Raw genomic sequence first — 12,628 nt, forward strand, 5'->3', positions numbered from 1 at the left:
GGGTGAAAAAGTCCGGTGCGCCGTGCGGACCGTAGAGCACACCGATACGCCATTCACTGCCGTAGTGCGGAATCAGCGACGCATCAAGCGGCTGCGGCGCGCCAGTCGGGGCCGGTGTGGTGCAGGCGGCGCGCGCAGGCTGTGAGACTGGCAGCATGTCGGCGACGCGCAGGGTGCGTCCGGCGTGACCGCCAAACTGGCCCAGCGAAAAGGTGCTGCGGCTGCCCAGATATTCCGGCACGTCAAAGCCGTTGCGCACCGCCAGATAGCTGCGGCAGCCCTGGCGGGCGCGTCCCATCGTCAGCGTCTGTCCCGCTTTTACCGTCAGCGGCTGCCAGTAACTGACCGCTTCGCCATCAAGCTGCGCGTCACACTCTGCGCCGGTCAGCGCCACAATCGCATCGCAGTGGAAGCGCAGGGTGGGGCCCTGCAGGGTGAACTCCAGTCCCGCCGCCGCCTCATGGTTTCCGACGATGCGGTTAGCCAGCCGGAACGCAAAGTCATCCATCGGGCCGGAAGGCGGCACCCCGATGTCCCAGTAGCCGAGGCGGCCGGGGTAGTCCTGCACCGAACTGAAGGTGCCGGGCTGCAGCACCTCCACCACGGTGGCGGCAGGCACCACGCTGTCGAGATAGCGCGTCCAGACGTTGCCGCTGCGAAACGCCTCGCTGGTGGTAATCTGGCGCAGATAGTCGAGGTTGGTGGCGATACCGTGCAGCTGGGTCGCATCCAGCGCGTGGTGCAGTTTTTCCAGCGCCGCTTCACGGTTGTCGGCATGCACAATCAGCTTGGCGATCATCGGGTCATAAAAGCTGGAGACTTCACTGCCGGTTTCGACGCCGCTGTCGACACGCACGCCGTCAGGAAAGCTGACCGCGGTTAACAGGCCAGGGCTGGGCTGGAAGTTTTTCAGGGGATCTTCCGCGTAAAGCCGCACCTCGATCGCCGCGCCCTGAGGCGGCTGCTGCAGGCGTGACCACTCCACCGGATCACCCGCCGCCACCTGCAGCATGCACGCCACCAGGTCGAGCCCGGTGACGCATTCGGTGACCGGATGTTCAACCTGCAGGCGGGTGTTCACTTCAAGGAAATAGAACGCCTGCTGGCTGACGTCGTAGATGTACTCCACGGTGCCTGCGCTGCGGTAGTTCACCTGTTCGCCCAGCCGCACCGCTGAGGCGAGCAGGGCATCGCGCGTCTCCTGCGAAAGGCCGGGCGCGGGTGTCTCTTCCACCACCTTCTGATTGCGGCGCTGCAGGGAGCAGTCGCGTTCACCCAGTGCGACGACGGTGCCGTTACCGTCACCAAAAATCTGCACCTCAATATGGCGGGCGCGATCGATGCAGCGCTCCAGAAACACGCCTGCATCACTGAAGAACTGCTCACCAAGGCGGCGCACGCTCTCCCAGGCGCTGGCGAGTGCGTCGGCGTCGGCGCAGCGCGTCAGGCCAATGCCACCCCCACCGGCGGTGCTTTTCAGCATCACCGGGTAGCCAATCTCATCGGCAGCCTGAATCGCCTCCTCCAGCGAGGCGAGCAGCGGGGTGCCTGGCGTCATCGGTACGCCTGCACTGGCCGCCAGCTCACGCGCGCGGTGCTTCAGGCCGAACTCGCCAATCTGCTGTGCGGTCGGGCCGACAAAGGCGATGCCCGCCGCCTCACAGGCTTCGGCAAAGGCCTGGCTTTCCGACAGAAAACCGTAGCCTGGCCAGATCGCCTGAGCGCCGCTCTGCTGCGCCGCCGCCAGGATTTTGTCGATGCGCAGGTAGGAGTCACTGGCTTTGTCGCCGCCGAGGGCGATCGCGCTGTCCGCCTGCTTAACGTGCTGCGCGTTGCGATCCGCGTCAGAGTAGACCGCGACACTTTTGACGCCCAAACGCTTCAGGGTGCGAATGGCGCGGCAGGCAATCTCGCCCCTGTTGGCAATCAGTACGGTGGTGAACATGATCAGTGACTCCCCTGTGAGGTCAGCCAGTTACGCCAGCCGCCCGATTCGGTGATTTCCAGTGCGCTGTTCAGCGCAGCGCCTTCGCAGATAAAGCCTTTGACGATCCGCCCATCCGCCAGCGTCAGGCTGCCGATACCCAGCGGGGCGGGGATCTCCGCCACAAATTCGCCGAAGCGTGCCAGCGGAATGTCCCACAGCTCCACCGTGATGGCGGCACCCTGTTCGTCCCGCATCAGGCCGGGCTTTTTAATCGCCCCGTCCAGCAGGGCGAACAGGCGGTAGTGAGGGGCGGTCTTTGTCTCTTCCACCCATACCGCCCTGCGCTCGGTGAGCTGGAAATTCAGCGGCATGCCGGTGAGGTGTGCCCCCACCACCGCCAGCCGGACATGATCGGGGGAGACGGGGAGAGCGACGGGCGGCGGGCAGGGCAGGCCAGTCGCCCCCAGCGGCAGCGCCAGCTGGCGCTGCCAGCGGATGCCAAATTCAGCCAGCGCCCGGTCGTGCCAGGCGGGCGCAATCAGCGTGATACCCGCCGGGAGATCGTCATTGCGGAACGGCGCAGGCAGCGCCAGCGCGGCGAGGTCAGCGAGGTTGGTAAAGTTGGTGTAGGTGCCAAACTGTGAGTTGTAGTGAATCGGCTCCTGCTTCATCTCTGCGAGGGTATGAATGGTGGGCGAGGTCGGCACCACCAGCGCGTCAAACTGCGCCAGGGTCTGCTGAATCTGGCGCGTCAGCCCGGCCCGCAGATACTCCGCTTTGTAGGCATCGACGGCGCTGTATTTCAGGCCGCTGGCGACGATCTCATGCACCACCGGGTCCATATCGGTGGGGCGATCGAGCATCCCGCCTACCGCCACGGTGCGCTCAGCAACCCAGGCACCGTAGTAGAGCTGCTCTGCCAGCTGCCGGAACGGCGTGAAGTCGATGGGGTGCAGCGTCGCGCCACTCGCCTGCAGGGCCTCCAGTGCCCGATCCCAGGCGGCTTCAGCGGCGGCATCATCGAAAAACTCCGGCGTGTCAGGAACGGCAAAGCGGGGGCGAACCGGCAGGCTGGCGGGGGCAGTGCGCGGATTCACGCGGGAATAGGCGTCCCCGGCATCGTAGCCCCCGATCACGCTGGCGACGCTCCAGGCATCTTCTGCCGTCAGGGCGAACACGGAAATCGTGTCATTGAGGCGGCAGGCGGGCACGACGCCGCGCGCAGAGAACCAGCCTTTGGTCGGCTTCAGGCCAACGATATTGTTGAAACCGGCCGGGACGCGGCCCGAACCGGCGGTATCGGTGCCCAGGGAAAAGGCGACCAGTCCGCGCGCCAGCACCGACGCCGAGCCGGAGCTGGAGCCGCCGCTGACATAATCGGGGTCAAAGGTGTTACTGACCGCGCCAAAAGGTGAGCGTGTGCCTACCAGACCGGTGGCAAACTGATCGAGGTTGGTTTTACCAATGACCACGGCCCCGGCCGCTTTGAGTCTGGCTACCGCTACCGCGTCCTCGCTGGCGGTATAGGTAAAGGCGGGGCAGGCGGCGCTGGTGGGCCAGCCCGCCACATCGATATTGTCCTTGACCGCGAACGGCACGCCGAACAGAGGCAGCGATGCGGGATCGCGCTGATAGTGAGCCAGCAGCGGTTCAATCTGAGCCGCCAGCTGATCCGGGGTCGCCAGCATGATCCAGGCATTATCCCGGGGATCCAGGGCGGCAAGGTGAGCGCTCAGCAGTGCGCTAATCTGATGTGGCGCCTGCTGGTAGCGTTGTTGCCAGGCGTGCAGTGTCAGGCCAGTGGTCGAAGTCATAAGAAGGATTCCAGCTGGTATACAAGATGGAATTCAACAGAGCAAAGGGTGTGCCACTTTTTTAAGCTGATGATTCAACGCCTTAAAACGACAGGTGATAAGTTTTTCTGATGATTATTTGCACAATGACGGCGCGCAGGCTGAACGATGACGGTGCGTTTAATCGTCGCGTGCGTAAATATTGTGAAGAACATGGCAAGAGTCTGATGCCCTGGTTAGCATGAAGACTGCCTGGCAACTCGCCGGCGCCCAGCAACAGAGGAGATTTACGTGGTGAAGTGGCGTAACTGGATGATAGGGATCTGCTTGGTCGGTACGGCCAGCAGCGCATGGGCCGATTCGCTGGATCAACAACGGCAACGTTATCAACAAATTAAACAGGCGTGGGACAGCAATCAGATGGCCACCGTGGAGCAGCTGTTGCCCACGCTTCAGGATTATCCGCTCTATCCTTATCTGCAATATCGCCTGCTGGCACAGGATCTCGATCAGGAGACCGCCCTGGCCGTACAGAATTTTATTCGCCAGTATCCCACACTGCCGCCTGCGCGCTCGCTCAGCACCCGCTTTATCAATGTGCTGGCTTACCGGCAGGACTGGCAGGGCGTGCTGAATTTCAGCCCGACCGAACCGAAACCGGTGCAGGCGCGCTGTAACTGGTACTACGCCAAATGGGCCACGGGTCAGCAGCAGGCCGCGTTTGATGGCGCGAAGCAGATCTGGCTGCGCGGCACTGCGCTGCCTGCCGACTGCGATAAGCTCTTCTCGGTCTGGCAGTCATCGGGTCAGCTTTCACCGATCACGATCCTGGAGCGTATCCGTCTGGCGATGAAGGCGGGTAACGACAGCCTGGTGAGCTATCTGGCGAAAACCCTGCCGGCAGATTATCAGACCATGTCTGACGCGGTGCAGGCGCTGCAGCAGGACCCGCTGACGGTCAGCACCTTCGCCAGCGCCGTCGGACCCACCGACTTTACCCGCCAGGCGACGATTTACGCCTTTACCCGCGTGGCGCGGCAGGATATGGAAAACGCCCGCAGCCTGATCCCGATTCTGGTCCGGGCGCAGAAAATGGGGCCGGAAGATGAGCAGGCGCTGAAAGAGATCGTGGTCTGGCGCATGATGGGCAGCGATCTGACCGCTGAACAGGCACGCTGGCGCGATGCCGTGGTGATGAACAGTGAGTCCACCGCGCTGGTGGAACGCCGGGTGCGGCTGGCACTGTCGCAGCACGATCGGCGCGGTCTGAACACCTGGATCGCCCGTCTGCCGGTGGAGGCCAAAGAGAAAGATGAGTGGCAGTACTGGCAGGCTGACCTGCTGTTTGAGAAAGATCGCAAAGAGGAAGCGGAAGAGATCCTGCGTAAACTGATGCAGGCGCGTGGCTTCTATCCGATGGTGGCCGCTCAGCGTCTGGGGGTGGATTATCCGCTGCAGATTGATGAAGCACCCAAGCCTGACAGTGCTACGGTGCAGGGCCCCGAGCTGGCGCGCGTCCGTGAACTGATGTACTGGGGGCTGGATAACCTGGCGCGCAGCGAGTGGAGCAATCTGATCGGCAGCCGCACACATACGCAGCAGCAGATGCTGGCGCGCTACGCCAATGAGCAGGACTGGTGGGATCTCAGCGTGCAGGCCACGATCACGGCCAAAATGTGGGACAGTCTGAAAGAGCGGTTCCCGCTGGCATGGCAGAGCGTTTACGAGCGCAACACCCAGGTGAAGCAGATCCCGCCAAGCTATGCGATGGCGATTTCGCGTCAGGAGAGTGCCTGGAACCCGAAAGCGCGTTCGCCGGTCGGGGCGAGTGGTCTGATGCAGATCATGCCTGCCACCGCGGCGCACACCGTGAAGATGTATGACATCCCCGGCTACAGCAACAGCAGTCAGCTGCTCGATCCGGAAACCAATATTCAGATTGGTACCCAGTATCTGGAGTATGTCTACCAGCAGTTTGACCAGAACCGGATTTTCGCCTCTGCGGCTTACAATGCCGGTCCGGGCCGGGTGCGAAGCTGGCTGAAAACCAGTGCAGGTAATCTCGACGCCGTGGCGTTTATCGAGACCATTCCGTTCTCTGAAACGCGCGGTTACGTGAAGAACGTGCTGGCCTATGACGCCTACTATCGGCACTTCATGGGCAAGCCTGACAAAATCCTGTCAGATGGTGAGTGGAATCGCCGTTACTAGCTGTGCTAAGCTTCCGTACTCTTTAGCGAGTACGGAAGCCTCTTCATGACCCATTCTCATTCCCCCTCTGCCGAAACCCCTCCGGCCGACGATAGCTGGCAGCGCTTTGTCAGGCTGATGCAGCAGGCCTTTGCCGATGGCCACGCGCTGCCCCTGATGCAACTGATGATGACGGCGGATGAGCGGGAAGCGTTTGGTACACGACTGCGGATTATCGAAGAGTTGATGAAGGGGGAGATGAGCCAGCGCGAGCTGAAAAACGAACTTGGCGTGGGTATCGCCACCATCACCCGTGGCTCTAACAGTCTGAAAGAGGCGCCGCCGGAGCTGAAACGCTGGCTGCAGGCGCATCTGGACGGCGAGTAATTACGACTGATAGAGCGGATGAACAAACGGGCAGAGCGCCAGAATCAGGGCCTGATGATAGACGCTGGCGCGGCTGAGCAGGCCGTGCGTGAACGCCCCGATAGCCCCGCCCTGATGTTTGATATTTTCAATGCCGGTTAACCGCGCCATCTCTTCGCCCAGCTCCCGCCCTTCGCGCAGACCCGCCAGCACCGCCGGTGGCAACGTGAAGCTGGCTGACCGCGACTCGCCGCGCTGCTTCTGATTCTCTATCACGATACAGGCAAAGGCGCTGTCCTCTTCGATCCCCGCCTCAATCGCCACCCAGAATGTCGCTTCAGGCCGTACCTGACGGGCATTCATTACGCGCTGACGTGCGCCCGTTCGCGTTTCGAGGTGGCTCAGCGGCTGGGCGGCAACACCACTATCGACCCCGACCCCTTCAATATGGCAGGATCCTTCGCCGAAAACGTCGTTGAATGCCTGCGCAATCGCGTGAATCTTCGCTGGATTGGTGGTGGCTGCGACAACATGGTACATAATTAATTGAACCCTCAGATGGTTAAGCGCCTGGCCCATCAGGCTACAGACAGGCTCTAAGGCGATTCTGGTCGCAGTATAACGGAAACTACTATGTTACAGGTCTATCTTGTTCGTCACGGTGAAACGGTTTGGAATGCGGAACGTCGCATTCAGGGGCAGTCCGACAGTCCGCTGACGGAAAAAGGTGAACAGCAGGCGCATCAGGTGAGTGAACGCGTGAAACATCTGGGTATTACCCACGTTATCACCAGCGATCTGGGCCGCACGCGCCGCACCGCGGAGATTATCGCGGATGCCTGTGGTTGCACGGTGACGCTCGATCCGCGCCTGCGGGAGCTCAGTATGGGCGTGCTGGAGAAGCGTCCGCTGGATGGCTTAACCGCCGCAGAAGAGCAGTGGCGTGCCACGCTGGTGAACGGCACCGAAGGCGGGCGCATCCCGGAAGGGGAGTCCATGTCCGAACTGGCAGCGCGCATGCACGCCGCGCTGAATGCCTGTCTCGACCTGCCGGCCGGGAGCCGTCCGCTGCTGGTCAGTCACGGTATGGCGCTGGGATCGCTGGTCAGCACCATTCTCGGTCTGCCTGCCTGGGCGGAACGCCGGCTGCGTCTGCGAAACTGCTCGCTCTCGCGGGTCGATTATCAGCAGAGCGCCTGGCTGGCCGAAGGGTGGATTGTGGAGATGGCGGGCGATATCTCCCATCTGGATGCGCCCGCTCTCGACGAGCTGCAGCGCTGAAGGTGTGCAGGCCGCCGTCGTGAGGACGTCAGCCTGAATATCAGCTGACCGGGGTCTGGCGGCGAATCGGAATCAGATATTCGCAACGGATCTCTGTCGGCGGCTCGGCACGCTTTTTACCGCCGTGGGTATAGAAGCGTTCAATATCCTGCCCCTGACGGCGGGTCAGCCCCAGCGTCGGCATGCAGGTGCCGTAGAGCAGCAGGATGAACTCCTGCAGGTTGACGCGCGGGCCGGTATAGGTGAACTGCACATAATCGCCCGCTTCCAGAATGACGTTCTGACCGGAGTACAGGCTGCCCGCGCTGTCAGCCGGCACCGCCGTGGTGTAGAGGATCTCCTGCTCGTCATCTTTTTCCTGGCTGGCGCGCACCTGATGCAGGCCATACAGCACCGGCGGCACGGTATCCGTTTCCAGCAGGAACTGCTTCCAGAAGTGAATCCGCATCTCGTCACGGTAGCTGGAAATCTGCTCCAGAATACAGGTGTAGTTCTGGGTCTGACCCACCAGCACCGTTTCCGGCAGGGTGACGAAGGTCGGTTCCGGCTGCGTCTCATTGTCCAGACGGATAGGAGGACGAATACCGAAGGAATTCCAGTCGGAAGCGCGACGATACCAGGCCGGCGTCTGCGCAAACTGCTTCTTGAAGGCGCGGGTAAAAGTCTGTTGTGAATCAAAACGATACTGCAGTGCGATGTCCAGAATCGGACGGCTGGTCAGGCGCAGCGCCACCGCCGCTTTAGACAGGCGACGCGCCCGGATATAGGCGCCGATCGCATGTCCGGTCACGTCTTTAAACATCCTTTGTAAGTGCCATTTAGAGTAACCGGCTTTCTGGGCAACGTTGTCCAGTGAAAGGGGTTGATCCAGATGGCTCTCCAGCCAGACAAGCAAATCGCGAATGATACCGGCTTGGTCCATAAAACATCCTCATACTCTGGTGGTGCAGCTAAATGCATCGAAGAATATTAGCACTCATTGCTCAAAAGACGTGGGCCGTTTTCCGGGGAAGATTGTGCTAAATCAGTGCGGGCATAACCCGTTTTGGTTTTGTCATTATATCGATTGACAGTACATTACATGTTCATCTATTCAATTTGCAATGGTAACCCCATGACAAGACCTCGTCTTATCCTCGCTGCGCTGACCGCACTGACCTTTTCCAGCCCGCTGCTCGCCGAACAGATCGGCTCTGTCGACACGGTGTTTAAGATATTCGGGCCTGACCACAAGATTGTCGTTGAAGCCTTCGACGATCCGGATGTTAAAAATGTAACCTGCTATATCAGCCGGGCGAAGACCGGTGGGATTAAAGGCGGGCTGGGGCTGGCTGAGGATACCTCCGATGCGGCGATTTCGTGCCAGCAGATTGGGCCAGTGGAGCTGAGTGAGAAAATCGCGCAGGGCAAAGCGGAGGGGGAGGTGGTCTTCCGCCAGCGTACCTCGCTGATCTTCAAAAAGCTGCAGGTGGTGCGCTTCTTCGATAAAAAGCGTAACGCCCTGGTCTATCTGACCTACTCCGATAAAGTCGTCGATGGTTCACCGAAGAATGCGATCAGCGCCGTGCCGATTATGCCGTGGCACTGAGCATAAAAAAACGCCCGCAGGGGCGTTTTTTTCAGGCTTACCGCAGCTTACTCATGCAGGTCGCCGCAGAAGCGGTAACCTTCGCCATGGATGGTAGCGATGATTTCAGGCGTGTCCGGCGTCGATTCGAAATGCTTACGAATACGACGGATGGTCACATCCACGGTGCGGTCGTGCGGCTTAAGGTCACGGCCGGTCATTTTTTTCAGCAGATCGGCACGGGTCTGAATCTTGCCCGGATTTTCGCAGAAGTGCAGCATGGCGCGGAACTCACTGCGTGGCAGTTTATAGTGCTCGCCGTTCGGGTTGATCAGTGAGCGGCTGTTGATATCCAGCTCCCAGCCATTGAATTTGTAACTCTCAACCTGACGGCGCTCTTCGCCCGGCATGGCGAGATTCATGGTGCGCGACAGCAGATTACGGGCACGAATCGTCAGCTCACGCGGATTGAACGGTTTGGTGATGTAGTCGTCAGCGCCAATTTCCAGACCGAGAATTTTATCAACTTCGTTGTCACGGCCGGTCAGGAACATCAGGGCGACATTGGCCTGTTCGCGCAGTTCACGGGCCAGCAGCAGGCCGTTTTTACCCGGCAGGTTGATGTCCATGATCACCAGGTTAACGTCATTGTCGGTCAGCACCTGATGCATTTCTGCACCATCAGTCGCCTCATACACCACATAACCTTCTGCCTCGAAGATGCTCTTGAGGGTGTTACGCGTGACCAGTTCGTCTTCAACGATAAGAATGTGCGGGGTCTGCATGTTTAGCTACCTAAAATTTGCCAACAAATTGAAAACAGGGCGTACAGCGGTATGGCGTTCTCCATCATCGAGAGCAGCGGGCCGCGCTGAACCGTTGTACGAAATCATATTTTGATAAGCCATCTATCAACGTCAACAACAGTATTAGCTCAGCCAGTCAGGATGAAAATTGCATGCCCCAGGCGAGAATGATAATGGCGCATATCCTAACTGCATTAACAGCAACCTAACAGCACCAACTACAACCGATAAGCATAAAAACAACGCTTCGTTGACTTATATCAAATGCAATTGTAGCACGTTAACACTTTTGTGAAAAACTTCTCGTAGATTGCCCGTTTAGCTCACAAAAAGCATCATTTTCATTACATTTTTCACGCTTCGGTTCCAAAATGAAACCCACTGGTAATCACATTCTATCCTGTTGAACTTAAATGTATTAATAGTGGTTTCTTTAATAAAGGCCGCTTCGCCGGTAAAAAGATTCGGACCGCTTTTTTTAACCGGTTTTAACAATGTTAATCACTGCTTTTCTTATTCGCTTCCGCCCGCTGAATCCTGAACAGTCATGTTAATATGGCGTTATGTAAATGGACCAATGGAATAAATATGCTCTTCCCCCTGATTCTCGTCTCGCCCGCGCGGCCAGAAAATATCGGCGCTGCGGCGCGCGCCATGAAAACCATGGGCTTCAGCCAGCTGCGCATTGTCGCCAGTGACGCCTGGCAGGACCCGGCCGCGCGCCGGGTCGCGCATGGCGCGGGTGAGATCCTCGATAACGTCCAGACGTTTGCAACGCTGGCTGACGCATTAGCTGACATCGACTTCTCCGTCGCCACCACTGCGCGCAGCCGGGCAAAGTTTCGCTACTACGCCACGCCAGAGCAGGTTGAAACACAGCTGCTGGAGAAGCGTCAGTGGGTAAAGAGTATGGCGCTGGTATTTGGCCGCGAAGACAGCGGGCTGACCAATGAGGAGCTGGAGCAGGTCGATCTGCTGACCGGCATCCCGATGGCGAATGACTATCCATCACTCAATCTCGGCCAGGCGGTGATGGTCTACTGCTATCAGCTGTCGAAGCTGAATCAGGTTGAGGCTCCGCTTACCGCCGCCGCAGACGGGCAGCAGTTGCAGGCGCTGCGGCAGCGTTTGCATCAGCTGCTGGCACAGCTGGAGGTGAGTGATGATGAGAAACTCTCTGACTGGATCGATCAGCGGTTGGGGCTGCTGGAACAGCGCGACACGGCGATGCTGCATCGTCTGCTGCACGATATTGAAAAAAAACTCGCAGATTAATCCTCGGCGAAAATCTGATTTTGCAGTAACAGATCGCAGAGAAGTTCAGCATCGCAAACGATCAAAGAGCGTTTTACGATTTCGCCGGTGGCTCTGCGCAGTCAGGGAAACGGGCCTGCCGGACAAATCGGGTTGACTTAATGTGCGCTTTGCTTTACTTCTGGATGCCAGACGGACAGATAAAGACAGACAGAAAAAAATCTCAATGCGTAAAATCAGCCTGAACACCACAATTATTACCATCACCATTACCACAGGTAACGGTGCGGGCTGACGCATACAGGAAAAACAGAAAAAAAGCCCGCACCTAACCAGTGCGGGCTTTTTTTTCGGCTTAAATTCAGGAGAGTTTATATCATGCGAGTGCTGAAATTCGGCGGGACCTCGGTAGCGAATGCGGAACGGTTTATTCGCGTCGCTGACATTCTGGAAAGTAATGCGCAACAAGGACAGGTTGCAACCGTGCTCTCTGCGCCAGCAAAGATCACTAACCACCTGGTGGCGATGATTGAAAAAACCATCAGTGGTCAGGACGCTTTGCCGAATATCAGCGACGCTGAGCGTATCTTCAGCGAGCTGCTGCAGGGGCTCGCTGAGTCACAGCCTGGCTTTGAATATGAGCGGCTGAAAACCCGCGTGGACCTGGAGTTTGCGCAGCTGAAGCAGGTGCTGCACGGCATCAGCCTGCTGGGGCAGTGCCCGGACAGCGTCAATGCGGCGATCATCTGCCGCGGTGAAAAACTTTCGATTGCCATTATGGAAGCGCTGCTGCAGGCACGCGGTCATGAGGTCAGCGTGATCGATCCGGTAGAGAAGCTGCTCGCTGTCGGTCACTACCTGGAGTCCACCGTCGACATCGCCGAATCGACCCGTCGCATCGAAGCCAGCCAGATCCCGCCGCAGAATATGATCCTGATGGCGGGCTTTACCGCCGGCAACGAGCGCGGTGAGCTGGTGGTGCTGGGCCGTAATGGCTCAGACTACTCGGCGGCCGTGCTGGCCGCCTGTCTGCGCGCCGACTGCTGTGAAATCTGGACCGATGTCGATGGCGTCTATACCTGCGATCCGCGTCAGGTGCCGGATGCCCGCCTGCTGAAATCGATGTCCTATCAGGAAGCGATGGAGCTCTCCTATTTCGGCGCCAAGGTGCTGCATCCCCGCACCATTGCGCCCATCGCGCAGTTCCAGATCCCGTGCCTGATCAAAAACACCGCCAATCCGCAGGCGCCCGGCACCCTGATTGGGGCAGAAGGCGAGCAGGATGAAAATCCGGTGAAAGGCATCACCAACCTGAATAACATGGCGATGGTTAACGTTTCCGGTCCCGGCATGAAAGGGATGGTCGGAATGGCCGCCAGGGTGTTTGCGGCGATGTCGCGCACCGGCATTTCCGTGGTGCTGATCACCCAATCCTCGTCTGAAT

12 protein-coding genes and 1 other annotated feature are annotated in these 12,628 nt (G+C 59.0%); of the genes, 7 read left to right on the forward strand and 5 right to left on the reverse strand.

Translation table 11 applies throughout. The features are described from left to right. Window positions 1-1,945, reverse strand: a 1,945-nt coding sequence (locus CKF42_RS20175; protein ID WP_304598460.1) for a biotin carboxylase N-terminal domain-containing protein, incomplete at its 3' end; no start/stop codon positions are given. A 2-nt stretch (window positions 1,946-1,947) separates the two neighbouring features. Next, complete coding sequence (gene atzF, locus CKF42_RS20180) at window positions 1,948-3,741, reverse strand: allophanate hydrolase (RefSeq protein ID WP_111209048.1); 1,794 nt, start codon at window positions 3,739-3,741, stop codon at window positions 1,948-1,950. Window positions 3,742-4,011: 270 nt separating this feature from the next. Here atzF and sltY point away from each other — a divergent pair, with 270 nt between their 5' ends. Together sltY and trpR are read left to right on the forward strand one after the other, a co-directional pair. Continuing rightward, a complete protein-coding gene (gene sltY, locus CKF42_RS20185; RefSeq protein WP_009092246.1) occupies window positions 4,012-5,931 on the forward strand; it encodes a murein transglycosylase in 1,920 nt (639 codons plus the stop codon). Between the two features lie 45 nt (window positions 5,932-5,976). Continuing rightward, complete coding sequence (gene trpR, locus CKF42_RS20190) at window positions 5,977-6,297, forward strand: trp operon repressor (protein WP_058957753.1); 321 nt, start codon at window positions 5,977-5,979, stop codon at window positions 6,295-6,297. On the opposite strand, the gene yjjX is transcribed toward trpR, so the two are convergent. Beyond that, window positions 6,298-6,816 carry an inosine/xanthosine triphosphatase gene (yjjX, locus tag CKF42_RS20195; protein ID WP_009092243.1) on the reverse strand — a complete coding sequence of 173 codons (519 nt, stop codon included), beginning with the start codon at window positions 6,814-6,816 and terminating at the stop codon, window positions 6,298-6,300. Between the two features lie 93 nt (window positions 6,817-6,909). On the opposite strand from yjjX, the gene gpmB reads away from it, so the two are divergent. Continuing rightward, window positions 6,910-7,557 carry a 2,3-diphosphoglycerate-dependent phosphoglycerate mutase GpmB gene (gene gpmB, locus CKF42_RS20200; RefSeq protein ID WP_111209049.1) on the forward strand — a complete coding sequence of 216 codons (648 nt, stop codon included), beginning with the start codon at window positions 6,910-6,912 and terminating at the stop codon, window positions 7,555-7,557. A 40-nt stretch (window positions 7,558-7,597) separates the two neighbouring features. On the opposite strand, the gene robA is transcribed toward gpmB, so the two are convergent. Beyond that, window positions 7,598-8,479 carry an MDR efflux pump AcrAB transcriptional activator RobA gene (gene robA / locus CKF42_RS20205; protein ID WP_111209050.1) on the reverse strand — a complete coding sequence of 294 codons (882 nt, stop codon included), beginning with the start codon at window positions 8,477-8,479 and terminating at the stop codon, window positions 7,598-7,600. Between the two features lie 192 nt (window positions 8,480-8,671). Between robA and creA the strand changes: the two genes are divergently transcribed. Beyond that, window positions 8,672-9,145 carry a protein CreA gene (gene creA / locus CKF42_RS20210; RefSeq protein ID WP_009092240.1) on the forward strand — a complete coding sequence of 158 codons (474 nt, stop codon included), beginning with the start codon at window positions 8,672-8,674 and terminating at the stop codon, window positions 9,143-9,145. A gap of 47 nt (window positions 9,146-9,192) precedes the next feature. Here creA and arcA read toward each other — a convergent pair whose 3' ends face one another. After that, entirely contained in the window at window positions 9,193-9,909 is a 717-nt protein-coding gene (gene arcA, locus CKF42_RS20215; protein ID WP_009092239.1) for a two-component system response regulator ArcA, read from the reverse strand. Between the two features lie 609 nt (window positions 9,910-10,518). Here arcA and CKF42_RS20220 point away from each other — a divergent pair. The 3 genes from CKF42_RS20220 to CKF42_RS20230 all read left to right on the forward strand — a co-directional run. Further along, on the forward strand, window positions 10,519-11,205 hold the full coding sequence (locus CKF42_RS20220) for a tRNA/rRNA methyltransferase (protein ID WP_046101184.1): 687 nt from the start codon (window positions 10,519-10,521) through the stop codon (window positions 11,203-11,205). A gap of 205 nt (window positions 11,206-11,410) precedes the next feature. Further along, window positions 11,411-11,479: a thr operon leader peptide gene (thrL, locus tag CKF42_RS20225; RefSeq protein ID WP_111209051.1), complete on the forward strand. Its 69-nt coding sequence runs from the start codon at window positions 11,411-11,413 to the stop codon at window positions 11,477-11,479. Then, window positions 11,418-11,536: a sequence feature (Thr leader region), on the forward strand. Its footprint overlaps the gene before it by 62 nt. 26 nt (window positions 11,537-11,562) lie before the next feature. Beyond that, on the forward strand, window positions 11,563-12,628 hold a 1,066-nt coding region (locus tag CKF42_RS20230), incomplete at its 3' end, for an aspartate kinase (RefSeq protein WP_146239966.1).

This window comes from Pantoea sp. ARC270 (assembly GCF_003236725.1).
Taxonomy (GTDB): domain Bacteria; phylum Pseudomonadota; class Gammaproteobacteria; order Enterobacterales; family Enterobacteriaceae; genus Pantoea; species Pantoea anthophila.

What these genes read in the sequence shown, in the direction of transcription:
- atzF (WP_111209048.1), bottom strand. Translation starts at nt 3,741, where the DNA reads ATGACTTCGACCACTGGCCTGACACTGCACGCCTGGCAACAACGCTAC.
- trpR (WP_058957753.1), top strand. Translation starts at nt 5,977, where the DNA reads ATGACCCATTCTCATTCCCCCTCTGCCGAAACCCCTCCGGCCGACGAT.
- yjjX (WP_009092243.1), bottom strand. Translation starts at nt 6,816, where the DNA reads ATGTACCATGTTGTCGCAGCCACCACCAATCCAGCGAAGATTCACGCG.
- gpmB (WP_111209049.1), top strand. Translation starts at nt 6,910, where the DNA reads ATGTTACAGGTCTATCTTGTTCGTCACGGTGAAACGGTTTGGAATGCG.
- robA (WP_111209050.1), bottom strand. Translation starts at nt 8,479, where the DNA reads ATGGACCAAGCCGGTATCATTCGCGATTTGCTTGTCTGGCTGGAGAGC.
- creA (WP_009092240.1), top strand. Translation starts at nt 8,672, where the DNA reads ATGACAAGACCTCGTCTTATCCTCGCTGCGCTGACCGCACTGACCTTT.
- arcA (WP_009092239.1), bottom strand. Translation starts at nt 9,909, where the DNA reads ATGCAGACCCCGCACATTCTTATCGTTGAAGACGAACTGGTCACGCGT.
- CKF42_RS20220 (WP_046101184.1), top strand. Translation starts at nt 10,519, where the DNA reads ATGCTCTTCCCCCTGATTCTCGTCTCGCCCGCGCGGCCAGAAAATATC.